This window comes from Sphingomonas sp. FW306-05-A, from assembly GCF_058782275.1.
Window position 1 is genome coordinate 279,256 of the sequence record NZ_JBYSXN010000003.1, and the last position, 22,857, is coordinate 302,112.

General features: G+C 64.7%; 18 protein-coding genes. 13 read left to right on the forward strand and 5 right to left on the reverse strand.

Annotated features, from left to right (window positions below; genetic code table 11):
- Positions 1-185 precede the first annotated feature (185 nt).
- On the reverse strand, positions 186-1,187 hold the full coding sequence (locus AC3WJR_RS17565; RefSeq protein ID WP_492726582.1) for a LacI family DNA-binding transcriptional regulator: 1,002 nt from the start codon (positions 1,185-1,187) through the stop codon (positions 186-188).
- A 124-nt stretch (positions 1,188-1,311) separates the two neighbouring features.
- Between AC3WJR_RS17565 and AC3WJR_RS17570 the strand changes: the two genes are divergently transcribed.
- The 8 genes from AC3WJR_RS17570 (at position 1,312) to AC3WJR_RS17605 (ending at position 9,247) form a co-directional block, all read left to right on the forward strand.
- Positions 1,312-2,562 carry an MFS transporter gene (locus AC3WJR_RS17570; RefSeq protein ID WP_492726583.1) on the forward strand — a complete coding sequence of 417 codons (1,251 nt, stop codon included), beginning with the start codon at positions 1,312-1,314 and terminating at the stop codon, positions 2,560-2,562.
- Positions 2,559-3,623: a sugar phosphate isomerase/epimerase family protein gene (locus tag AC3WJR_RS17575; RefSeq protein WP_492726584.1), complete on the forward strand. Its 1,065-nt coding sequence runs from the start codon at positions 2,559-2,561 to the stop codon at positions 3,621-3,623. The genes AC3WJR_RS17570 and AC3WJR_RS17575 overlap by 4 nt, the downstream gene beginning before the upstream one ends.
- Positions 3,624-3,626: 3 nt before the next feature.
- Complete coding sequence (locus AC3WJR_RS17580) at positions 3,627-4,778, forward strand: Gfo/Idh/MocA family protein (RefSeq protein ID WP_492726586.1); 1,152 nt, start codon at positions 3,627-3,629, stop codon at positions 4,776-4,778.
- Positions 4,775-5,161: a c-type cytochrome gene (locus AC3WJR_RS17585; protein WP_354282968.1), complete on the forward strand. Its 387-nt coding sequence runs from the start codon at positions 4,775-4,777 to the stop codon at positions 5,159-5,161. The genes AC3WJR_RS17580 and AC3WJR_RS17585 overlap by 4 nt, the downstream gene beginning before the upstream one ends.
- Before the next feature lie 73 nt (positions 5,162-5,234).
- Complete coding sequence (locus AC3WJR_RS17590; protein WP_492726587.1) at positions 5,235-6,098, forward strand: hydroxypyruvate isomerase family protein; 864 nt, start codon at positions 5,235-5,237, stop codon at positions 6,096-6,098.
- A 34-nt stretch (positions 6,099-6,132) separates the two neighbouring features.
- Positions 6,133-6,702 (forward strand): gluconate 2-dehydrogenase subunit 3 family protein, encoded by a 570-nt coding sequence (locus tag AC3WJR_RS17595; RefSeq protein WP_354282965.1) that lies wholly within the window; start codon positions 6,133-6,135, stop codon positions 6,700-6,702.
- Entirely contained in the window at positions 6,699-7,547 is an 849-nt protein-coding gene (locus AC3WJR_RS17600) for a sugar phosphate isomerase/epimerase family protein (RefSeq protein ID WP_354282963.1), read from the forward strand. Before AC3WJR_RS17595 ends, AC3WJR_RS17600 begins: the two co-directional genes overlap by 4 nt.
- Positions 7,548-7,570: 23 nt before the next feature.
- Positions 7,571-9,247 (forward strand): GMC oxidoreductase, encoded by a 1,677-nt coding sequence (locus AC3WJR_RS17605; protein ID WP_492726590.1) that lies wholly within the window; start codon positions 7,571-7,573, stop codon positions 9,245-9,247.
- A 271-nt stretch (positions 9,248-9,518) separates the two neighbouring features.
- Here the strand turns inward: AC3WJR_RS17605 and AC3WJR_RS17610 are convergent, their stop codons facing one another.
- The 4 genes from AC3WJR_RS17610 to AC3WJR_RS17625 form a co-directional block, all read right to left on the reverse strand.
- A complete protein-coding gene (locus AC3WJR_RS17610; protein ID WP_492726591.1) occupies positions 9,519-10,823 on the reverse strand; it encodes an MFS transporter in 1,305 nt (434 codons plus the stop codon).
- A 72-nt stretch (positions 10,824-10,895) separates the two neighbouring features.
- Positions 10,896-12,080, reverse strand: a complete 1,185-nt coding sequence (gene uxuA, locus AC3WJR_RS17615) for a mannonate dehydratase (RefSeq protein WP_492726593.1) — start codon at positions 12,078-12,080, stop codon at positions 10,896-10,898.
- A 222-nt stretch (positions 12,081-12,302) separates the two neighbouring features.
- Complete coding sequence (locus AC3WJR_RS17620; RefSeq protein WP_492726595.1) at positions 12,303-15,380, reverse strand: TonB-dependent receptor; 3,078 nt, start codon at positions 15,378-15,380, stop codon at positions 12,303-12,305.
- 297 nt (positions 15,381-15,677) lie between these two features.
- Positions 15,678-16,424, reverse strand: a complete 747-nt coding sequence (locus tag AC3WJR_RS17625; protein WP_492726597.1) for a FadR/GntR family transcriptional regulator — start codon at positions 16,422-16,424, stop codon at positions 15,678-15,680.
- Positions 16,425-16,703: 279 nt separating this feature from the next.
- Here AC3WJR_RS17625 and AC3WJR_RS17630 point away from each other — a divergent pair, with 279 nt between their 5' ends.
- The 5 genes from AC3WJR_RS17630 to AC3WJR_RS17650 are packed head-to-tail and all read left to right on the forward strand — an operon-like array spanning position 16,704 to position 22,716.
- Positions 16,704-18,101 (forward strand): 3-keto-disaccharide hydrolase, encoded by a 1,398-nt coding sequence (locus AC3WJR_RS17630; RefSeq protein ID WP_492726599.1) that lies wholly within the window; start codon positions 16,704-16,706, stop codon positions 18,099-18,101.
- Between the two features lie 14 nt (positions 18,102-18,115).
- Entirely contained in the window at positions 18,116-19,429 is a 1,314-nt protein-coding gene (locus tag AC3WJR_RS17635; RefSeq protein WP_492726601.1) for a Gfo/Idh/MocA family protein, read from the forward strand.
- A 5-nt stretch (positions 19,430-19,434) separates the two neighbouring features.
- Positions 19,435-20,289, forward strand: a complete 855-nt coding sequence (locus AC3WJR_RS17640) for an FAD:protein FMN transferase (protein ID WP_492726603.1) — start codon at positions 19,435-19,437, stop codon at positions 20,287-20,289.
- Positions 20,286-21,545: a Gfo/Idh/MocA family protein gene (locus AC3WJR_RS17645; RefSeq protein ID WP_492726605.1), complete on the forward strand. Its 1,260-nt coding sequence runs from the start codon at positions 20,286-20,288 to the stop codon at positions 21,543-21,545. Before AC3WJR_RS17640 ends, AC3WJR_RS17645 begins: the two co-directional genes overlap by 4 nt.
- A gap of 13 nt (positions 21,546-21,558) precedes the next feature.
- The gene (locus AC3WJR_RS17650) at positions 21,559-22,716 is read left to right on the forward strand and encodes a Gfo/Idh/MocA family protein (RefSeq protein ID WP_492726607.1); all 1,158 of its coding nucleotides are present in this window, start codon (positions 21,559-21,561) and stop codon (positions 22,714-22,716) included.
- Positions 22,717-22,857: the final 141 nt, after the last annotated feature.

Genomic DNA, 22,857 nt, shown 5'->3' on the forward strand with positions numbered 1-22,857 from the left:
ACCATAGATCTACAGGGTTCCGCGAACCGTTTCCGAACGGCCATTGCGGCCGAACATCGAACCGTTCCCCCCGTTTCGTTGCCGCAACCTGACAGCCGATTCCCGCGGGAGCAAGCGACCGATCGCTTACGACCAAATTTCGTGCGCCAAACCACCATGTTGCGCGGTGCAAGCCCGGCACGCGACTAATGCCGTGGGCGTGCCGTACTGCCGCGGATGATCAGCATATGGTCCAGCGTGACCTGACGTGGCGGGCTTGGTGCATCACGCAGAATATGGACGAGCAGCTCAACCGCGCGGCGCCCGATCATTGCCTTGGGCTGTGCGATCGTCGTCAGACCGGGCTGGAAATAGCGCGCGAGCGGAACGTCGTCGAAGCCGACCACCGAAACGTCTCCGGGACACGACAGGCCAGCCTCGGCCACCGCACTGATTGCGCCGATCGCCATTTCGTCACTGAAGCAATACAGTGCGGTCACTCCCTCGAGGAGCAAGGCGCGGGCCTGTTCGAACGCGACTCCCGCCGAATAGTCTGCAGTGCGGACCCGCAGCCGATCCACCAGACCGTGCCGCGCCGCTGCCGCGGTCGCACCGCTCAGCCGATCCCGACTGATCGGGCTGATCGTCGGCCCGGTGATGACGCCGATGTCGCGGTGGCCGAGCGCGACGAGATGCTCGAACGCCTCGCCGCTTGCGGCGGCATTGTCGATGTGGACGCTGGGGACGCCGATGCCCGGACTGTATTCGCACCCGTTGACGATCGGCGCAGCGTCGCCGCGAAGGTCGAGCAACGGCTGGAGGCTTTCGGGCAATCGATGACCAAGAAAGATCAGCCCGTCGACTTCGCGCCGCGACAGCATCTCGGCATATTGGTCCTCGATCTCGGGATCGTGCCGCGTATCCCCCACGACCACCGCATAACCCGCATCGCGCGCTGCCTCTTCGGCACCCCGAATGACGCTGGCGAAGAACGGATTGGAAATATCGGGAACCGTCAGCAGGATCTTGGCCGCCCGCAACGTGCGCAGGGTGCGTGCGGCGACGTTGGGGGCGTAGCCCAGCGTGCGGACCACTTCGAGCACGCGCAGGCGGGTCGGTTCGGCGACTCGCTCGGGTCGACTGAGGACACGCGAGACCGTGGCAGTCGAAACCCCGGCCCTCGCGGCTACGTCGATAATGGTCGTCATCGAACCGTCATGGATCGAGTCGCGGCGCATGTCGATGACGATCCGATGTAATCCTTTACATCCTGAATTGCCCCGGTTAGCTTCTTGTCCGACAAGCAGGCAAACTGCGCGAATGAGGATGACGATGGCCGTTTCGGAACAGATTGATCGAACAGTCGTCACGCCCTCGGACGGGTGGCTGACCGGGCGCCTCAGCGTCCTGATGTTCCTGCAGTTCTTCGTCTGGGGGGCGTGGACAGTCACGCTTGGCCTGGTAATGCAGACGGTCGGGATCGGGTCGCTGATCGGCAACGCCTTTTCAGTCGGGCCGATCGCTTCGATCGTTGGGTCCTTCCTGATCGGCATGGCAGCCGCGCGCTATGTCGCGCCGCGCCTGCTGATGGTGATCCTGCACCTCGTCGGTGGCGCGCTGCTGTTCGTGCTTCCGTCGCTGATCACCCCGGAGGCGGGCGCTACGTTCGTCTGCCTGCTGCTCTGCTACATGATCCTCTACATGCCGACCGTCGGCCTCGCCAACACGATCGCGCTCAAGAGCTTCGGCGACCGCGCCGACCGCTTTCCCTTCGCGCGTGCGTTCGGCACGGTCGGCTGGATCACCGCTGGCCTGATCGTCGGTTGGGCGGGGCTGTCGGCCAGCCCGCAGATCTTCACCATCGCGGCGGTCGCATCGATCGCGCTCGGCCTCTACAGTTTCACGCTGCCCAATGTCGCGCCGGATGCGCCGCGCGACGAGGGCGTGCTGCGCCAGGTGCTTTGCGTCGAGGCGTTCAGCTTGCTCAAGCAGCGCTCGTTCCTCGTGTTCATCGTCTGCGCCACACTGATCTCGGTCCCGCTCGCGATGTATTATGCCTATGCTTCGCCCTATGTCGGCGCGGCGGGGATCGAGAATGTCGGTGGCACGCTCGCGATCGGGCAGATGTCCGAACTGGCGTTCATGTTCTCGATGCCGTGGCTGTACCGTCGGTTCGGCGTCAAGCCGTTGCTGCTGGTGGGAATGGCCGCCTGGGCGGTGCGCTACGCGTTGTTTGCGATCGGTGACGGCGGCTCAGGTCTGTGGGCGGTGTACCTTGGCGTAGCGCTGCACGGCGTTTGCTATGACTTCTTCTTCGTCGCGGGCGCGATCTACACGGGCACAATCGCGACGCCCAAGGGCGTCAACGCGCAGGCCCAGGGGATGCTGACGCTATTTACCTACGGGGTGGGGATGTTGCTCGGGTCGCAGATTGGCGCGTTGCTCTATGCCCAATTGCCTGCAGTGGCGGACATCGCTGACTGGCACCGGATGTGGTGGTATCCCGCGATCGCGGCAGCGTGCATCGCCGTGCTGTTCCAGCTGGCGTTCAAAGACGATTCGAGAACGAGGACCGAAGTATGACCGCGATGAAGGGGCCGGGGATCTTCCTGGCGCAATTCCTAGGCGACACCGCACCGTTCGACACGCTCGAAAACCTCGCGCGCTGGGCAGCAGGGCTTGGCTATGTCGGGGTGCAGATCCCGTGCAACGACCGGCTGATCGACCTGTCGCTTGCGGCGGAGAGCACTGCCTATTGCGACGATCTGCGCGGGATGCTCGACAAGCACGGGATCGCGGTCACCGAACTGTCGACCCATTTGCAAGGCCAGCTCGTCGCGGTTCATCCCGCCTATGACGCGCTGTTCGACGGTTTCGCGCCCCCCGAAGTTCACGGCAAGCCCGCTGAGCGGCAAGCCTGGGCGGTCGAGCAGCTCAAGCTCGCCGCGCGCGCCAGCGCCAATCTGGGCCTGTCGGCGCACGCTACCTTCTCGGGTGCGCTTGCCTGGCCCTATGTCTATCCGTGGCCACAGCGCCCCGCCGGGCTGGTCGAGGAAGCGTTCGCCGAACTGGCGCGGCGCTGGTTGCCGATCCTCGATGCGTTCGACGCCGCCGGGGTCGATTGCGCCTATGAAGTCCATCCGGGCGAGGATCTCCACGACGGTGCGTCGTGGGAGCGGTTCCTGACCGCGGTCGATCACCACCCGCGGGCGCGGATGCTGTTCGATCCGTCGCATTTCGTGCTGCAACAGCTCGACTACCTCGACTTCATCGATCGTTATCACGACCGCATCTCCTGCTTCCACGTCAAAGACGCCGAGTTCAACCCGACCGGGCGATCGGGCGTCTACGGCGGGTACGAGCGGTGGGTCGACCGGGCTGGCCGGTTCCGCTCGCTCGGTGACGGTCAGGTTGATTTCTCGTCTATTTTCAGCAAACTAGCGCAATATGGCTATACGGGCTGGGCTGTGCTGGAGTGGGAATGCGCGCTGAAACGGGCAGAGGATGGCGCACGCGAAGGGGCACCCTTCATCCGCGATCATATCATCCACCTCACCGATCATGCGTTCGATGATTTTGCCAAAAGCGGCGCTGACCGGGCGGCGATCCGTACGATCCTCGGGCTGCCGGCGAGCGAAGGCTAAGCCATGATTCGACATCCTCTTCGGCTCGGCATGGTCGGCGGCGGCGACGGCGCGTTCATCGGCGCGATCCACCAGCGCGCCGCAGCGCTCGATGGCGACTGGCGGCTGGTCGCAGGCGCGTTCAGCACCGATGCCGAGCGCAGCCGGCGCAGCGGCGAGCGGCTCGGGCTTTCGCCGGATCGAGTCTATCCGACGTTCGACGACCTGATCGTGCAGGAAAGCGCGCTTCCCGTGGACGAGCGGATCGACGCGATCGCGATCGTCACGCCCAACCATCTCCATGCGCCGATGGCGATCGCCGGGCTCAATGCAGGCTTCCACGTCTTCTGCGAGAAGCCGATGGCGATGAGCCTGGCCGAAGCCGAGACGATCGCCGCCGCCGCGACCGCGAGCGGCCGGCATTTTGGTCTGGCCTTCACCTATAGCGGTTATCCGCTGGTCGAGGAGGCGCGACTCCGCATCGCACGCGGCGATCTGGGCGCGATCCGGCTGGTTCAGGTCGAGTATCTCCAAGGCTGGCTCAGCCTGCCGATCGATACCGATGGCAACAAGCAGGCCGAATGGCGCACCGATCCGGCGCGCGCCGGGCTTGGCGGATGCCTTGGCGACATCGGCACCCATGCGTTCCAGCTTGCCGAACATGTCTCAGGGCTGCGGGTCGAGACAGTGTCGGCCGATCTCGCGACGCATGTTGCCGGGCGGCGGCTCGACGACGATGTCGGCGCGATGCTGCGGTTCGACAATGGCGCACGCGGCTTGCTCAAGGCGACTCAGATTGCCGCGGGCGAGGAGAACGGGCTGCGGCTGCGCATCCACGGCGAACACGGTGGCCTCGAATGGGCACAGATGGAGCCCAATACGCTCATCCTGCGCTGGCTCGATCGCCCTGCCGAGATCGTTCGTGCAGGCGGGCCGGGGCTGGACGCCGCGACGAGCGCGTTGCTGCGCACGCCGTCCGGTCATCCCGAAGGCTATATCGAGGCATTCGCCAATCTGTACCGCGCATTTGCTGCCGCGATCCGCGGCGAGAGCGATTCCGCGGCTTTTCCGGGTGTTCCTGACGGTTTGCGTACGATGGCGTTCATCGAAGCCGTGATATCCAATGCCCAATCCGACCAGAAATGGACTCGTGTCGGTTCCGGAGAGTATGAATGAAGCTTCAGATCAGTTTGTTGGCGGGGGCCGCGGTTGCGGCAGCCGTGCTTGCCCCGACCACCCCGACCGCAGCACAGAGTGCCCCCGGCGCACCGCCCGCGTTCAATGCCTGCCGCGCGTGCCATACCGTCCAGAAGGATGCCAAGAGCGGGATCGGTCCCAATCTGCACGGCGTCGTCGGGCGTCCGGCCGCGTCGCTGCCGGGCTTCAATTACTCGCCAGCGCTGAAGGCGTCTAAATTGCGCTGGGACGAAAAGACGCTGGACGAGTATCTCACCAACCCGGGCAAGAAGGTCCCCGGCACGCGGATGCCGATCTCGACTCCGGACCCGGCAAAGCGCGCTGCGATCATCGCCTATCTCAAGAGCGCTGGCGCGAAATGATGCGGTCGGTCGCATGACGCTGTCACGCCGGACGCTCCTCGCGGCAAGTGCCGTGGCGACCCTAGCGTCCGGGGTGGCCGTCGCCCGCGGCCGACCGTCCACTACGGCCAAGTTCGGTCTCAAGTTCGCGCCGCACGAGGGCAGCTTCGCCAGCCGTGGCGGTCTGATCGAACAGATCGCCTATGCCGCCGATCAGGGCTTCACCGCGTGGGAAGACAATGAGGCACGCGCGCGGCCGGTGGCGCAACAGGAGCAGTTGGCGCGAACGCTCGCGCAGCGCGGGATGACGATGGGCGTGTTCGTCGCGAGCATGCCGCAATGGTCCAAGTCGCGGCCGATCCTCGGCAGCACTGACGGTGCGGAGCGCGAGGCGTTCCTCGCCGATGTCCGCGGGTCGATCGAGGTTGCGAAACGCCTGAATGCGACACGGATGACGGTCGTCACCGGGTTCCTCGACCCCAAGGTCCCGCACGATATCCAGACTGCGCGGGTGATCGACGTGATGCGTCGTGCTGGCGACATCGTCGCACCCCACGGCATTGCGATGGTGATGGAGCCGCTCAATACGCGGACCAATCATCCCGGCGTCTATATGCAGTCGATTGCGCAGGGCTATGCGATTGCGCGCGGTGTCAACAGCCCCGCGGTCAAGGTGCTGGCGGACTTGTATCACGAGCAGATCCAGTCGGGGAATCTGATCCCGACGCTCGATACGTGCTGGGACGAGGTCGGCTATATCCAGTTCGGCGACAACCCCGGGCGTAACGAGCCCGGCACCGGTGAAATCAACTACGGCCCGATCGTCCGCCACCTCAAGGCCAAGCGCTATACCGGCGTGATCGGCATGGAGCATGGCAATGCGACCGCCGGGCGCACGGGCGAGGACCGGTTGGTTGCCGCTTATCGAATGATTGACTCAGCGGACGGCGCGGCATGATCCGCACCGGCGCATATACAGGAGAGGACAAGACATGATCGATCGCAGAGGCGCGCTTGCAAGCGTGGCGGCGATGTTCGGCACGGCGGTGTTCGCACCGATCGCGCGTGCGGCGGGGCCCGCCGGGCCGGTGGCCGTACCCAAAATCAGCGACGGCCCGCCCAGCGTCGCGGTGTTCACGCCCGCGCAACGCGAAGCGGTGACGGTATTGTCGGAACGGGTACTCCCAACGACCGACACCCCCGGCGCGATCGCAGCGGGCGTGCCCGCCTATATCGAGAAACTGCTCGCCGACTGGTCCTATCCCAAGGAGCGGGAGCCGCTGATCGCCGGGCTGGCGATGCTCGAGGCGCGTAGTCAGCAGGACTATAAGGTGTCCGTCGCCAAGGCGACCGCGGCGCAGCAGGACGCCTTGCTGACGCTGGCGATGAACGACCAGCTGCCCGGCGGCAACGCTTTTTTCCTCGTGTTCCGCCAGCTCGTGCTGACCGGCTATTTCACGTCGGAAATCGGCATGACGCAGGAGCGCGAATATCTGCCGGTGCCCGGCGAATATAACGGCGCCTTCCCCTATTCCAAGGTCAACAAGGTGTACACGGCATGATCCTCGATCGCAGACACTTGCTCGCGGGGGCCGGTGGCGCCGCAGCGCTCGGGCTCGTCGGAACCACGGTTGCTCGCGCTGCGGCGACGCGCCGGATCGGTGCGATCGGACTTCAGCTTTATACGGTGCGCGAGATCTTCCAGAAGGATCCCGTCGGCACGCTCGAGGCCCTCGCGAAGATCGGCTATCGTGAGATGGAGTTCGGCGGTGGCGGCTATGACGCGATGGACCACGCGATGCTGCGCAAGACGATGGACCGGCTGGGCCTGCGCGCACCATCGGCGCACATCAGCTATGACGCGCTGCTCGGCAAGTTCGACGCATCGCTCGCGATGGCGAAGACACTCGGGGTCAGCACGGTGGTCCTGCCGTACATGACCGACCAGCACCGTACCGAGGCTGGCTGGAACGCGGCGCTCCCCAACTTCACGCGGTTCGCGACCGAGTTGCGCAAGGCTGGGATCGGCTTCGCCTATCACAACCATGATTTCGAGTTCACGACAAAGCCGGGCGGGGTGAGCCTGTACGAGCGGTTGCTGCGCGAGACCAATCCGTCGCTCGTCAAGCTCGAGCTCGACCTCTACTGGGCCGCGCATGCGGGCGAGGATGTCGGCGCGTTGATCGACCGGCTCGGGGCGCGGCTCTACGCCTATCACGTCAAGGACATGCGCGCGGACCGCAGCATGTCGGCCGTCGGCGCGGGCAAGACCGATTTTGCCGCCCTGTTCCGCCGCAAGGGCAGCGCAGGCGTCCGCCATTTCTATGTCGAGAACGATGAGGCGCCTGCGCCATATCTGCCCGACGTCACCACCAGCTTCGAGACGCTGCGCGCGTTGCGGTACTGATCAGTCTAGCGGGAAATACCATCATGGCATCCACCAACAGGTTTGACGCGATCGTTATTGGATCGGGCGTCAGCGGCGGGTTCGCCGCCAAGGAACTCACGGAAAAGGGCCTTCGCGTCCTCATGCTCGATCGCGGCATAATGGTCGAACATGGCGAAGATTACACATATGACGGCAAGCCAGCCTATGAGGTTCCGGCGCGCAATCGTATGCCCAAGCCACTGGAAGACAGTGATTATTTCATTGCGAAGCACGGCTATGTCGCGCCCAGCAACCAGAAGTTCTATAATGACGACCGGCTGAACCCCTATGCCTTCGATGAGGGCGAAAAGTTCTACTGGATCCGCCCCGCCGCAGTCGGCGGAAAGTCGCTGATCTGGGGCCGCTGGGTGTTCCGCTGGAGCCCGGCCGATTTCGAGGCGAACAAGCGCGACGGGATCGATGGCGAGTGGCCGATCGGTTATGACGACGTCGCGCCATGGTACAGCTATGTCGAGAAATACATCGGCGTATCTGGCTCGCGTGAGAACCTGCCGTATCTGCCCGACAGCGAGTTCCAGCCGCCAATGCCGATGAATGTCGCGGAGAAGTGGGTCAAGCAGCGGCTCGAGACGCAATTCCCGGGGCGCAAGCTGATCAATACGCGCCTGTCCAACATGACCGAGGACAAGCCCGACCAGAACCGCACCAAATGCCAGTTCCGCAACCAGTGCGGCAACGGCTGTTCGTTCGGCGCGTATTTCTCGACCCAGGCCGTCACGCTCCCGGCCGCTCGCGCGACCGGGCGGCTGACGCTGCGGTCGGACGCGGTGGTGACGAAGCTCGCGTATGACGCAAAGCGCAAGCGTGTCACGGGGGTTCACTTCACCGATGCGAAAACCGGACTTTCCGAGCTTGTCTCGGCCGATCTCGTATTCCTCTGCGCATCGACCATGGGGACCAACCAGATCCTGATGAACTCGCGCATGCCGGGTGGCGATCGCAGCTATTTCGATACCAGCGGCACGCTCGGCAAATATGTGATGGATCACATCTTCCGCGTCGGGATCTCGGGTGAGATCCCGGGGATGCAGGACATGATCGAATATGGCCGCCGTCCGGGGGCGGTCTATATCCCGCGCTTCCGCAATAACAGCAAGGACGACGGGGTCGGGTTCCTGCGCGGCTATGGCTATCAGGGCGGAGCGAGTCGCGAGGCCGCAGCGCCGATCGGCTTCGGTGCCGATATGAAGCACGGAATGCGCAAATACGGTCCATGGAAGTTCAGCATGGGCGCGTTTGGCGAATGCCTGCCTTATGCCGACAACAAGGTGTCGCTCCACCCGGACAAGGTCGATCGTTTCGGGGTGCCGCTGATGAAGTTCGACGTCCGCTTCCGCGACAACGAACTGAAGATGATGGCCGATGCGCGGGTCCAGGGCGAGGCGATGCTCAAGGGTGCCGGGCTGCTCAACGTTACGAGCAACGAAAGCGAGCATGTCCCCGGTGATGCGATCCACGAGATGGGCGGCGCGCGCATGGGTCTCGACCCGCGCAAGTCGGTGCTCAACAAGTGGAACCAGGCACATGAAGCGTCGAACCTGTACATCACCGATGGTGCGCAAATGGCGTCGGTGTCGTGCGTCAATCCGTCGCTGACCTTCATGGCGCTGACCGCGCGCGCTGCGTCGCATGCGGTGGAGCAAATGCGCAAGGCGTAAGACTGGTGTGCCTGTTGGATCTTACCCCGGCCTGATGGTATTAGGCCGGGGTGAGGGCGGCTTTTTGCGGGGCTGGCGGTGTGCGCTGCGGAGGGCAACCCACCCCCGGCCCCTCCCTTCCAGGGAGGGGAGAAAAAGGACTGCCACGCGCACCTCCCCTCCCTGGAAGGGAGGGGCCGGGGGTGGGTCGGGCCGAAGCGGGAGCACAGCCATAGTTTTGAGACTATCCCGCCTTCGTAAGCGAGCAGACGGCGTCTCCTGAATCGAGCGCTTACCCCGCCTTCGCATCCAGCCGCGGCACCAGCAGATGCACGATCGCCAGCGCGATGAGATAGGCCGTCCCCGCCCAGATGAACACCGGCGCATAACTGCCCACGGTTTCCAGCACATGCCCGACATAGCGCGCCATGATCATCCCGCCGATCGCTCCAGCCGCGCCGCCGATCCCCATCACCGAGGCAACCGAGCTCTTGGGGAAAGTGTCGGAGACCATCGTGTAGAGGTTGGACGACCAGCCCTGATGCGCGGCCGCGGCGAGCCCGATGATCGCAACCGCGGCGACCAGACTCGAAACGCTGCTCGCGAACATGATCGGGAGGACGCACAGCGCGCAGACCAGCAGCGCAAGCTTGCGCCCGGCGTTGATGCTGAAGCCGCGCTTGATCAGCGCCGACGACAGCCAGCCGCCACCGATGCTGCCGACATCCGCGAGCAGATACACCGCGATCAACGGCGGACCGAACGTCTTGAGATCGAGCCCGTGACGCTTGGCGAAGAAATCGGGTAGCCAGAACAGGAAGAGATACCACACCGGGTCGGTCAGGAACTTCGCGGCAACGAACGACCAGGTCGCACGCCTGCGGAACAGGTCGCGCCACGGAATGCGCGCCACACCCGCATCATTGTCCTGATCGCTGGTGATGTACGCCAGTTCCTGCGGCGACAGCCGCGGATGCCGTTCGGGCGCGCGGTAGAAGGTGAGCCATGCCGCCAGCCAGATGAAACCGAGCAACCCCGTCCCGATGAACGCGGCCTGCCATCCGTAATTGAGCGCGATCAGGGGAACGATGATCGGGGTCGCGATCGCGCCGACGTTTGCGCCCGCGTTGAGGATGCCGGCGGCAAGCGCGCGTTCCTTCTTGGGGAACCATTCGGCGACCGACTTGATCGCGGCGGGGAAATTCGCCGCCTCGCCAAGCCCCAGCGCGAACCGCATCGTCGCGAACCCGCCGGGGCTGCGCACCAGCGCATGCGCCAGCGCGGCAAAGCTCCAGACCGTGATCGCCGCCGCATAGCCGAGCTTGGACCCGATCCGGTCGATCACCGGGCCGCACAGCAACAGGCCGATCGCATAGGCCGCCTGGAACCAGAAGACGATCATGCCGTAATCGACTTCGGTCCAGCCGAGTTCGCCCTGCAGCGTCGGCTTGAGGATGCCGATGACCTGGCGATCGATGTAATTGATCGTGGTCGCAAAGAAGAGCAGTGCACAAATCACCCAGCGCACATTGCCGCCCGCGCGCTGTGGTGCCGCGTCGATCGGGACCGAACCCACCGCTCCTGTTGATCCGTCCACGCGCGCTCTCCCTGCGGTCTTGTTCTGTTTATCGTGTATCGAAATGTCCGGCGTCGGTTCGGCTCGGCAGGGTCAGGCGTCCCCCTCGTTGCGCGCCTGCTGGCGCGCATAAGCGATCCCGCGTTCCACCCCGCGCAACTCCGCGAGGCCGCGCATCCGCCCGAGCAGCGAATATCCCGGTAAGGTCTGCTTGGTCAGATCGTCGAGCATCTGGTGCCCGTGGTCCGGCCGCATCGGGATCGAGCGTCCTTCGCGGGTCTGCACCGCATGGACCGCCGCGACGAGCGACACCATCTCCGCGCTGCCCGCCAGATGCGCGGCTTCGTGGAAGGAATGGTCGGGTTCGCGCTGGACCGATCGCAGATGAAGGAACCCGATCCGCTCCCCCAGCCGATCGATCATCCCCGGCAGATCATTGTCCGCGCGCACGCCGAGTGAGCCTGCGCAGAAGCACAGGCCGTTGGAGTGGTTCGGCACCCGATCGAACAGCCGGACGAGATCGTCCTCGGTGCTGACGACGCGGGGAAGGCCGAACAGCGCAAAGGGCGGATCGTCGGGATGGACGACCAGCCGGATGCCGAGCTCGTCCGCAAGCGGGCAGACCGCCTGAAGGAAAGCGACATGATTGGCGCGGAGTGCATCGGCATCGACCCCGTCATATTGGCCAAGTGCCTCGAGGAACCGTTCGGTCGTGAAGGTTTCCTCGCTCCCCGGCAGTCCAGCTATAATCGTGCGGTCGAGCAGGCGGCGCTCGTCCTCGGTCATGCCCTCGAACCGGCGTGCGGCACGATCGCGCATGTCCGGCGTATAGTCCGCCTCAGCCCCGGGACGACGCAGGATGTGGAGATCGAACACCGCGGCGGCCTCGAATTCGAACCGTAACGCCAGCGCACCGTCGGGCATCGCCCAGGCAAGGTCGGTCCGCGTCCAGTCGAGCAGCGGCATGAAATTGTAGGTGACGACCTGAATGCCGCACGCCGCGAGATTGACGAGGCTTGCCCGATAGCGCGCGATCAGCCCGTCCCAGTCTGCGCCGCGCGTCTTGAGTCCGTCATGGACGGGAAGGCTCTCGACCACCGACCAGACGAGCCCGGCGTCCTCGATCATCTGCTTGCGTGCGAGGATGGCGTCACGCGGCCAGACCGCGCCGTTGGGGATTTCATGAAGCGCGGTCACGATGCCGCTGGCACCCGCCTGTCGAATGTCGCGCAAGGTTACAGGATCGGAGGGTCCGAACCAGCGCATCGTCTCAGTCATCAACACCGTCAGTAGCCTCCCCCCGCAGCGGCATGGGACAACGCGTCCACTGCGGATCTACAGTCTGTAGCAGTCGCAAATTTGATAGGCCAGAACCAATGAATTGGTAATACACTTCTGTGAGATGGCGTTGATCCCGCGTAGTTTCCGTTGTTTGGACGCAATCGCGGGCAACCCCCGGATCGGCATGCGGCGCAGAACACGCCGCATGCCCAGCCACGCTCAGAATTGGAAGTTGACGGCAAGCGCGTAAGTGCGGCCGAACGTCGACGTGTAGAGCGGGTCCTGGCGTATGCTGTCGGTGTAGAGATTGTTTTGCTCGTTGGTGATGTTCGACACTTCGGCGATCAGCTTGATGTGATCGCTGAGATTGTACGAGGCCGAGGCATCGACGAAGATCGTCTTCTTCGCGCCGACCGCGTCGCTGTCCTGCGGGCCGGGGATGCTGGTGAGGTAGCCCGAGCGGTAATTGACGGTCGAGCGGATGCTGAACTTCTTGTCCTCGTAATAGAGCGTGCCGCTTGCGGTTTCGGGTGACAGGCCGACGAGCGGTGCGGTGCGCGTCAGCGTCGCGACGCCGTTGACGCTCTGCAGGATGTAATTGATGTTCGAGCGCACCCGCGTGAAATTGGCGAGCACGCCGAGATTGCGCAGTGGCCCCGGCAGGAAGCGCAGCGGCAATTGCACGTTCGCCTCAAACCCGCGGAGCGGCCCGCCCGGGGTGTTGGTGCTGCGCGAAACGTTGAATAATTCGTCCGGCGTCGCGTTGCTGTTGACCAGCAGCGAGTCCGGTAGCCCGAGATCGCGGAATGGCAGCAACTGCGTCGTATTCTGGATGTAGGTCTCGATGCTCTTGTGGAAATAGGCGACCGAGATCAGCGAGCCCGGCGCGAAATACCATTCGAGCGCCGCGTCGAACGTGTTGGCGCGGATCGGGTCGAGGAACGGGTTGCTGAACGATCCGGTACGGATCGCGACGTTGACCGTGCCGCTCGGGATCAGTTGGCCGTAGGCCGGGCGGGACATGACGCGCGCGGCGGAGAGGCGACCGATCAGATTGCCGGTGATGTCGAACGCGATGTTCGCGGACGGCAGCCAGTCCTGGTAATCGCGATCAACCTTCGAGATCAGGCCGAGCGTGGGATAGACCGATCCGGTCGGTGCGGCGGTCGGGATGACGCCCTCGGTGTGGAGATCGGTGTAGATGTAGCGGACGCCGGCATCGCCGCGGATCGCGATCGGAAGCCGGTCTTCGGTGTTGAACTTCACCATCAGATAGCCCGAGCTATAGCGTTCGTTGACCTTGCCATACAGGCTGCCGCACTCAACCCCGCACAAGGGGAAGCTGTCGAAATTGACCGCAGCGCGGAACTTGTCGGGGTCGACCGCCGCGAAATCCTGCATGTTGCCGCCGAGGTTCTTGGCTACCCCGGTGGTGGTGAAGGTCAGGTCGCGGAGCGAGACGTTGGCGGGCAGTGCGCGCGGCAGGCTGTACGCCGGGGTCAGGTTGAGCTGACGCTGGGTATAGTCGCCGGTACGATATTGGCCGCCCACCTGCAGCGTGAAGCCAGGGGCAGCCTCCCATTCGGTATTGAGCTCGAAGGTCTTGCTGATGATCGTGTTGCGACGATCGAAATAGGAGATCTGCCCGCGCTGGTTCCCGTCGGGGAGCGGCGGACCGTAGGAGAAGATCGACGCATCCGCCGGGTCGACGCCATAGCCAAGCTTGGGCAGGTTGGGACTGTCGCGGAAGTCGATCGAGAAATTGTCGGTATCGTTGGAGTCCATCGCGACTTGCAGGCGATTGGATTGCAGGATCGAATCCGAAATGCCCGCGAGCCCGTAGACGCGGAAAGTGTCGGTGAAGCGGTGATCCAGGTTGAGATTGACCTGACGGAAGGTCGAGGTGAACTTCTCGTTCTGCATTTCAGAACGCAGATCGACACCATCCCACGTGCCATGCACCAGCGAGCCGAGATCATCGACCTCGATCTCGCGGACCGACATCATCGGCTGCCCGTTGTTCGAGGCGGTGCGACCCATCGAGCGCGCGTCGAGATAGGTGTCGAGGCGATTCACCTTGAACCGCGCATACAAGCCGTCGAGCGAGATGTCGGTGCGGTCGTCCGGCTTCCATTGCAGCGTCAGCGACCCTGCGATGCGTTCCTGCACCTGGCTCGATTTCGCCGGGCGCGGCAGGCGCGGCAGGAACACCCCGCCGCCGGGACGGCCCGAGACGCCCTTGCGGCTCATGATGTAATCATAGGCTTCCTTGGTGCTGGTGCGCGGGTTGCCAGCGCTGCAATTGGCGGCGTTGGCGCCGACATTGTTGCCGCTGTTGGCGTAATTCGCGCCCGGGCTGTTCACCGCAACGCCGTTGTAGGTGTAGCCGACGGGCGTGCAGTAGGGGAACAGCACGCTGCTCGTCGTGGTCGCGCCGGGCGCGGTCGGCACGGTCTGCGCGAGGCCCGCGACATAGGATGGCAGGATATCGACCGCGGAATAGGCGTATTCGTCGATATGGCGCTTCGCATAGGCGACGCTGCCGAGCACGCCGAAGGTGCCGCCGAAGAACTTCTTCGACACCAGCGCAGACAGACGCGGGTCAGCCTGTTTGCTGATGTCGTTGTAGATCCCGCGCGCAGTCGCGGAGACGACGAAGTCCTTCTTCTGGTCGAACGGCTTGGGCGCGCGCAGATCGACCGTCGCGCCGAGTGAGCCTTCCTCGACATCCGCCGACGTGGTCTTGCGAACCGACAGCGCCGAGAAAATCTCGGTCGGGAAGGTGACGAAGTCGAACGAGCGCCCGGTGGCGACGCCGCCGCGGATGTCGCTGCCGCTGACCTGCGACACGCCTTCCATGCCGTTGATGCGGACGCGGGTGAATTGCGCGCCGAGACCGCGGACCGAGATGTTGCGGCCCTCGCCGCCGTCGCCGCGGGACAATGCCACGCCGGGGATGCGCTGCATCGACTCGGCCAGGTTGGAATCGGGGAACTTTCCGATGTCCTCAGCGACGATGCTGTCGACCGAGGCGGTTTCGCGGCGTTTCAGGTTGAGCGCGTTGTTGAGCGAGGCGCGGAAGCCGGTGACGACGATATCGTCGGTTGCCGGGCTGTCGACGGTGGTGCCGGGGGCGGCCTGCGAAGGATCGTTGCGATCCTGGTCGATGGTCTGGTCACTGGGTGGGGCGGGGACCGGGTTGACGGCTTGTTGCCCGAAGGCGGGCGTCGCCATCAACAGGCCGATGACGCTCGTCGTGATAAGCAGACGCGGCTTATCGATGCTTTTGCAGCGCATATCCCTCTCCCTTTATGCCTGCGCATACGGAATGGCCGCTGCTCAGGCCCTGACCTGCCACCTGGTTTGATCGGTTGGCTGGAGCGTTGGGTATCATTGCCGTTTCAGTATGACAATGATGTTGTGTTTGGTCAGGGAGGTTTGTGTGTGAAGTGCCGCTACTTCCTCCCCTCCGTGGAAGGGAGGGGGCAGAGGGGTGGGTGGCTCGAGGCGGACGCTACCCTCTCCCCAAACCGACCCACCTCCGGCCCCTCCCTTCCAGGGAGGGGAGGTTTTAGAGTTTGAGATCCCTGGCGGTCAGACCGACCGTCTGGCCAGCGCGCGGCGGCGCTGGCTGGTTTCGGCGCGGGCGCGCTCGACCGCTTCGGTTTCGGTCACGTCGAGCAGATGATCGATCAACCGCGCGAGGTGGTCGCGCATTGCGTTGCGCGCGTCGACTGGCGAGCGGGCCTCGAGCGCGCTGAGGATGCGGCCGTGCTCCGCCATGCGGTTCTCGGTGCCGAGGCTGCCCGCCTTGAGCAACACTTCGCGCGCGAGCGGCGAGCGGAAGCGCATGTCCCAAAAGTCGGTGACTGCGGAAATGATCACCGCATTGCCCGTCGCCTCGGCGATCGCGATGTGAAAGCGGCGGTCGGCGGCTTCCGCGGTGGCGGTATCCTCCTGCGCCATCTGCGCCAGCAGCGTCCGCAATTCCTCGAGCTGTGCTTCGTCGATTTCCGTCGCGGCGACGGCGGCGACTTCGCCTTCCAGCAGGCGGCGTGCCTCGGTGATCTCGAACGCGCCGATGTCGAGTTCCTTGTCCTCGTCGAGCGTCGAGGACGCGAGCACGAACACGCCCGATCCCTTGCGCGCTTCGACCAGGCCCTTCATCTCGAGCGCGATCATCGCCTCTCGGATAGTCGGGCGACTGACCTGAAAGCGGTCCGTCAGATCCCGCTCTGCCGGGAGCCGGGAGCCCACCGGAAACTTGCCGCTGACGATATCGCCGAGGATCGCCTGCACGATCCTGCGGTACAATTTTCCGCCGCCTTCAGCCATGGTCATCAACGTCCTCGCTTGTCGGCCAATCGGCGCCGGATCGTCCACGCGCCCATCGCTTCGTTCCTTCGCGTCGGAACACCTGTCGTCAAGGCCCGTCGCGCCAATCCGTAGTTTCAGCAACGAAATGTCTTACAATCCTATTGCATGTGGTCGGGCCACAAATTAGGGAAGTCAACAGGAGAGGCCGTAAAGGCGAGGCAAAAGCCGAGCGGCGCGAAAGATCGAATCCAACGGTTCGATTTCCCAATCCGCACAAGCGGAAGAACAACAGGGGGAGCCGCAATGACTCGACCGCTCACATGTCTGGCGTTGGCGGCTGTCCCGCTGATGCTGACGTCCGTTCAGGCGCTGTCGCAGGCGACCCTCTCCGCGCAAACCCGTCAAGCCAGCGCCCCATGGCGCGACGTCACCCCGCGTGACGGACTGGCCGGCTGGCACGTTACCGGCGGCAAGGCGGACTATGCGATTGATAAGGGCGAACTCGTCGGGCGCGCGATGCCCGGTGGCACCAACAGCTGGCTGGTGTCCGACACAAGTTACGGCGATTTCATCATCGAATTCGACGCTAAAACCGACCCCAAACTCAATTCGGGCATGATGATCCGCGGGCAGAGCCGCCCCGAATATCGCAAGGGCGTCGTGTTCGGCTATCAGGCCGAGATCGATCCGTCCGCGCGGCGGTGGAGCGGTGGGCTATACGACGAGCAGCGGCGGCAATGGCTCTACACGCTCGGCCGCAACGAAGCTGCGCGCGAAACCTTTCAATCGGGTGGTTGGAACCACTACCGGGTCGAGGCGATCGGCAACCGGCTGCGGACGTGGATCAACGGGGTGCCGGCAGCGGACGTGGTCGATGACGTGGATGCGCGCGGTTTCATTGCGTTTCAGGTTCACGCCATCCCTGATGCGGATGCGGCGCAGCACCCGGAAGTGCGCTTCAAGAGCGTGCGGATGATCACCGATAATCCAGCGCGTTACGCGCTGCCCGCGACGACGATCGCGCAACAGGGGTGGCAATCGAACCAACTGTCCGAGGGCGAACGCCGCGCCGGGTGGAAGCTGCTGTGGGATGGCCGGACCACCGCGGGGTGGCGCAGCTTCGCGGCGCCCGCTTTCCCCAAGGGCTGGTCCGTCGCCGATGGCATGTTGAGCGTTCAGGGCACTGGCGGCGGCGACATCGTCACCACGCGGCCGTATCGCGATTTCGAACTGTCGGTCGATTTCCGGCTGACCCAAGGCGCGAACAGCGGGATCAAATATCTGATCGATCCTGCGCTGGCGAAGGGCGGTCCGGCGATTGGTCTGGAATATCAGTTGCTTGACGATGCGAACCATCCCGACGCCAAGATGGGGCGCGACGGCAACCGCACCGTGGGATCGCTGTACGACCTGATCGCGGCGCGGAACTTGTCCGATCCGGCGAGCGCGGGGAAGCGGGTCAATCCGCCGGGGGAATGGAACCGTGCGGTGCTGGTGGTGCGGGGCAAGCATGTCGAGCATTGGCTCAACGGCTTCAAGATGGTCGAGTATGACCGCGGCTCGCCAGCCTTCCGCGCGCTGGTCGCGCAAAGCAAATATGCCAAATATGCGAATTTCGGGGAAGCTGACCAGGGTCCTATCCTGTTGCAGGATCACGGGAATCGCGTCGACTTCCGGTCGATCAAGCTGCGCGAACTCTGATGGGGGACAAGACCATGCTGGACCGCCGTACGATGTTGACGGGGGCAGGCGCCGCGCTCGGCGTCGCGATGAGTGCGCGGAGCTATGCGCAGATCAAGGGCGCGAACGACCGCTTGCGCGTCGCGGTGGTCGGTGTGAATTCGCGCGGTCAGGCGCATATGAGCGCCTTTTCCAAGCTGCCCAACGTCGAAATTACGCATTTTGTAGACGTTGATTCACAGGTTTTAGCCAAACGTGCGGCGGAATTTACCGCAAAAGGCCATGCCGCGCCCAAGCTCGAGGGCGACTATCGCCGTCTGCTCGACAGCAAGGCGGTCGATATCGTGACCGTCGCGACACCGGACCATTGGCACGCCAAGCTCACGATCGATGCGATGAATTCGGGGCACCACGTCTATTGCGAGAAACCGATCGGGATCGCGCCTGCCGAGGGCGAGGCGATGATCGCTGCGCAGAAGCGCACCGGGCGGAAGCTCCAGGTCGGCAACCAGCAACGCTCCAGCCCCGAGACGCAGCAATTGCGCGCGTTGGTGCAGGCGGGCGAGCTCGGCGACGTGTATGAGGCGCAGACCTGGTATGCGAACAACCGCAAGTCGATCGGCACCGGGCAGACGGTCGCACCACCCGCGCATCTCAACTGGGACCTGTGGCAGGGGCCGCGCCCGCGTGGGGATTATCGGTCCAATCTGGTGCCGTACAACTGGCACTGGTTCTGGAAATACGGGACGGGCGAACTCTGCAACAATGCGATGCATGAGCTCGACGTGGCGCGCTGGCTGATGGGGCTTGCCTATCCGACGCGGGTGGCCGTGCAGGGGGCGAAGCGGTTCCACGCGGGCGACGATTGGGAAATGTACGATTCGCTCGCGCTCGAGCTCGCCTATGACAAGGATCGCGTGATCCGCTGGAACGGGCAGAGCTGCAACGCGATGCTGACCTATGGGCGGGGCCGCGGCGTGCTGTTGCTGGGGACCAAGGGGTCGGCGGTGGTCGATCGCAACGGGTTCGAGCTGTACGACCTGGCGGGCAAGTCGATCCGGCAAGTGATGGCGAAGGCGACCTCCGAAACCACCGGGACGGTCGGCGAGGGCGTGCTCGACGTCTATCATGCGGGCAATCTGGTCGATGTGATCCGCGGCCGCGCGAGTGCGCTCGCCTCGCCGATCGCCGAGGGGCATATCAGCACCACGCTCTGCCACCTCGGCAACATCGCCTATCGCACCGGCAGCGCGCTGACGATCGACCCGTCGACCGGCAAGCCCCAGGGGGCCGAGGCGATGAAGCTATGGTCGGTCGCCTATGAACCCGGCTGGGAGGTGAAAGGCTGACCCCCGTGTCGATCCCCGCGGACGTCGAACGCTTCATGGCAATGGGGACGCGTATCGAACTCCACCGCTTCGGTGCGGCGGGGGCGGACGATGCGCTGCTCGCTGCGCGGCGCGCGATCGAGGCGGTGGACGATGCGCTGACGATTCACCGTCCCTCGGCGACCACCGCGCTCAACGAGCGGTTGCTGGCGGGAGAGACTGCGCCGGTCGACGATCCGGTGCTGTTCGATGCGCTCGTCGCGATCGATGCGGTGCATGAAGCGACGCTCGGGCTGTTCGATCCTGCCGCGGATCGCCGGTTTGCGGCGGCTGGATGGCGGGGGATTACGTTCGATCGCGCAGCCTCACGGCTGTATGCCACGACCCCCGTGGCGTTCGACTTCGGCGGGTTCGGCAAAGGCTTTGCACTCGACCAGGCCGGTGCCGTGCTGCGCGCGGCTGGGATCGTGTCGGCGTGTCTGTCGGCGGGGGAAAGCTCGATCGCGGTGATCGGGGAGCATCCACTTGGCGGGGGATGGCCGTTCGCGGTGCCGGATCCGTCCGATCCCGACGATAGCCTCGTCCAGGTCGAGATGATCGACCAGTCGCTGTCGATCTCCGCGACGGTCGGGGCGGGGACGGTAGCGCCCGACCGCGCCGCGATGCTGCGGCCCGACGATCGGGCGGTGATCACCGCGCCGCGCTGCGCGGTCGCGGTCGCGCGGACGGGTGCGCTGGCCGAAGCGATGAGCACCGCGTTGCTGGTGGCTGATCCCGTGCGTGCGGATCGGCTGATCGACCAGGACCGGGCGAACCGCTTCCTGTTTGATTTAACGTGCGCGACCGCCCGCGCTTCCTCTGCGAGAATGGTTTTGCAATGACCGACACGGACTTCGACCTTTCCCGCCGTTCGTTCCTCGATCGCGTGCTGATGGCAGCAGCGGGGGCGGGGATGACAGCGGCGGCTCCCTGGGCCGCGATCGCGGCCGGCACTGCGGCGACATCGGACCGCATCCGGATCGGCGTGATCGGAACGGGCGACCGCGGGCGCACGCTCATTCAGAACATCAACAAGACGCGCAACTGCATGGTCGCCGCGATCTGCGACAATTACGAACCGCATCTGACCAAGGCACGCCCCTATGTCGGTGCGAACACGCCGGTGTACGCGGATCACCGCGCGATGCTGGAGAAGGGCGGGCTCGAGGCGTTGGTCATCGCGACCCCGCTCAACCTGCACGTGAAGCATGTGTTCGACGGGTTCGATGCCGGGCTGCACGTGTGGTGCGAAAAGGCGATGGCGCGGACGATCCCGGATTGCAGCGCGATGGTGAAGCGTTCGCAGGACAGCCGCAAGATCCTCCAGATCGGGCATCAGCGGATGTTCCACCCGACCTATCTCAATGCCTTACGCCGCGCCAAGGCGGGCGAGATCGGATCGCTGACGCAGATCCGCGCGAGCTGGCACCGCAACAACAGCTGGCGTCGCCCGGTCCCGGCCGGGGTGAGCGACCGCCAGATCAACTGGCGGCTGTACCGCGACAGTTCGGCGGGGTTGATGACCGAACTCGCGACGCATCAATTGCAGGTCGGCAACTGGTTCTTCGATGCGGTCCCGACGCGGGTGATGGGGTCGGGGAGCATCTGCTTCTGGAAGGACGGGCGCGAGGTCTATGACCATGTCGCGCTGATCTACGAATATGCCGGCGGGCGGAAACTGATCTACACCTCGCTGCTCAACAATGCGCGCTATGGCTGCGAGGAGCAGATCCAGGGGAGCAAGGGGACGATCGAACCCGAACTCGGCCGGATCTTCCAGGAAGTGCCGCCCAAGGTGCTGGCCTTGCAGCGGATGCAGAAGGACGTGGCGCGCGGCAAGAAGCGCGCCGTGCCGATCGGTGGCGCGACCTGGTTCCCCGAGCTGCCGGTCACGACGCCGGGCGAGTCGCTTGGCTGGGGCGAATATGACGAGACGATGCTCCAGTTCGAAGGCTTTGGCGAAGCGGTGCGCGCCAACAAGCCGCTCCCCGGCCTGCTGGCGCAGGCCTATGCCGCGAGCGTCGCGTCGCTGCTCGGCGAGCAGGCCATGGACCGGGGCGAGGCGCTGACCTGGCCGACTTCACTCGTCACCATCTGAAGGGAATAGGACCGTGACCGATACCGATCGACGCGCATTGCTCGGGCTGGGGCTCACCGCGGGACTTGCCGCCGGGTTTGCGGGCGATGCCTTTGCGCAATCCGCGACGCGCGGGGATGCGGCGACCGAGGCGGCCCCCGCGCGTCCCGCACCCGAGGCGAAATACCGGGTGCCGTTCGCGGTGATCGGGCTCGACCATAACCACATCTACGGCATCACCGACGCGGTGATCCGGGGTGGCGGCGTGCTGACCGCGTTCCTCTCGACCGATCCCAAGCAGATCGCGGCGTTCCGCAAGCGCTACGGCGACATCAAGCTGGCGCGCTCCGAACAGGAGATCCTCGACGACCGCGCGATCAAGCTGGTGTGCAGTGCTGCCGTCCCCAGCCTGCGCGCGCCGCTCGGGGTGCGCGTGATGCGCGCGGGGAAGGACTATCTGAGCGACAAGGCGGCGATGACGACGCTCGAGCAGCTCGCCGAAGTGCGCCGCACGATCAAGGAGACGGGGCGCAAGTTCGGAATCATGTATTCCGAACGGCTGGAGGTTCCCGCTGCGGTGATGGCGGGGCAGATGGTCCATGACGGTGCGATCGGCAAGGTGATCCAGACGGTCAACCTCGCCCCGCACCGCCTGTCCAAGCCGAGCCGTCCCGACTGGTTCTGGGACCCGGCGCGCAACGGCGGGATCCTGACCGATGTCGGAAGCCATCAGGCCGACCAGTTCGTCTATCTGACGGGGAGCAAGCGCGCGCATGTCGTCGCGTCGCAGACCGGCAATTTTAACAATCCCGATCATCCGCAATTCCAGGATTTCGGCGACATGATGCTGAACGGCGATGGCGGCGCGGGGTACGTGCGAGTCGACTGGTTCACCCCCGATGGGTTGCCGACCTGGGGCGACGGGCGGCTCTTCATCCTCGGGACCGAGGGCTATATCGAGCTGCGCAAATACGTCGACATCGCCGGGCGACCGGGGGGCAACCATTTGTTCATCGCGGACCGCAAGGGGGCGCGCTATCTCGATTGCTCCAAGGTGCCGTTGCCGTTTGGGCCGCAGTTCGTCACCGACATCGTCGAACGCACTTCGGTCGCACAGGATCAGGACGGTGCGTTGCTGGCGGCGGAACTGGTGCTGACCGCGACTGCGCGCGCGACCCCGGCAAGGGCGTGAACCTTCGGGTGCGAGGCGCGCGCAAATCTTCAGTCGGCCTCCTGCGGGAGCCCAGGAGTTCGACAAATTCTATGGCGTTGTTTTGCTTGGCTCTGGGTTCCTGCTTTCGCAGGAGCACTGAGAAGAATGGCGAACCGAGGT

Excerpts from the sequence above, each read along its gene's own strand:
- AC3WJR_RS17630 (WP_492726599.1), top strand. The coding sequence starts at position 16,704 with ATGACTCGACCGCTCACATGTCTGGCGTTGGCGGCTGTCCCGCTGATG.
- AC3WJR_RS17580 (WP_492726586.1), top strand. The coding sequence starts at position 3,627 with ATGATTCGACATCCTCTTCGGCTCGGCATGGTCGGCGGCGGCGACGGC.
- AC3WJR_RS17565 (WP_492726582.1), bottom strand. The coding sequence starts at position 1,187 with ATGACGACCATTATCGACGTAGCCGCGAGGGCCGGGGTTTCGACTGCC.
- AC3WJR_RS17620 (WP_492726595.1), bottom strand. The coding sequence starts at position 15,380 with ATGCGCTGCAAAAGCATCGATAAGCCGCGTCTGCTTATCACGACGAGC.
- AC3WJR_RS17605 (WP_492726590.1), top strand. The coding sequence starts at position 7,571 with ATGGCATCCACCAACAGGTTTGACGCGATCGTTATTGGATCGGGCGTC.
- AC3WJR_RS17645 (WP_492726605.1), top strand. The coding sequence starts at position 20,286 with ATGACCGACACGGACTTCGACCTTTCCCGCCGTTCGTTCCTCGATCGC.
- AC3WJR_RS17625 (WP_492726597.1), bottom strand. The coding sequence starts at position 16,424 with ATGACCATGGCTGAAGGCGGCGGAAAATTGTACCGCAGGATCGTGCAG.
- AC3WJR_RS17595 (WP_354282965.1), top strand. The coding sequence starts at position 6,133 with ATGATCGATCGCAGAGGCGCGCTTGCAAGCGTGGCGGCGATGTTCGGC.
- uxuA (WP_492726593.1), bottom strand. The coding sequence starts at position 12,080 with ATGACTGAGACGATGCGCTGGTTCGGACCCTCCGATCCTGTAACCTTG.
- AC3WJR_RS17570 (WP_492726583.1), top strand. The coding sequence starts at position 1,312 with ATGGCCGTTTCGGAACAGATTGATCGAACAGTCGTCACGCCCTCGGAC.
- AC3WJR_RS17585 (WP_354282968.1), top strand. The coding sequence starts at position 4,775 with ATGAAGCTTCAGATCAGTTTGTTGGCGGGGGCCGCGGTTGCGGCAGCC.
- AC3WJR_RS17635 (WP_492726601.1), top strand. The coding sequence starts at position 18,116 with ATGCTGGACCGCCGTACGATGTTGACGGGGGCAGGCGCCGCGCTCGGC.
- AC3WJR_RS17575 (WP_492726584.1), top strand. The coding sequence starts at position 2,559 with ATGACCGCGATGAAGGGGCCGGGGATCTTCCTGGCGCAATTCCTAGGC.
- AC3WJR_RS17600 (WP_354282963.1), top strand. The coding sequence starts at position 6,699 with ATGATCCTCGATCGCAGACACTTGCTCGCGGGGGCCGGTGGCGCCGCA.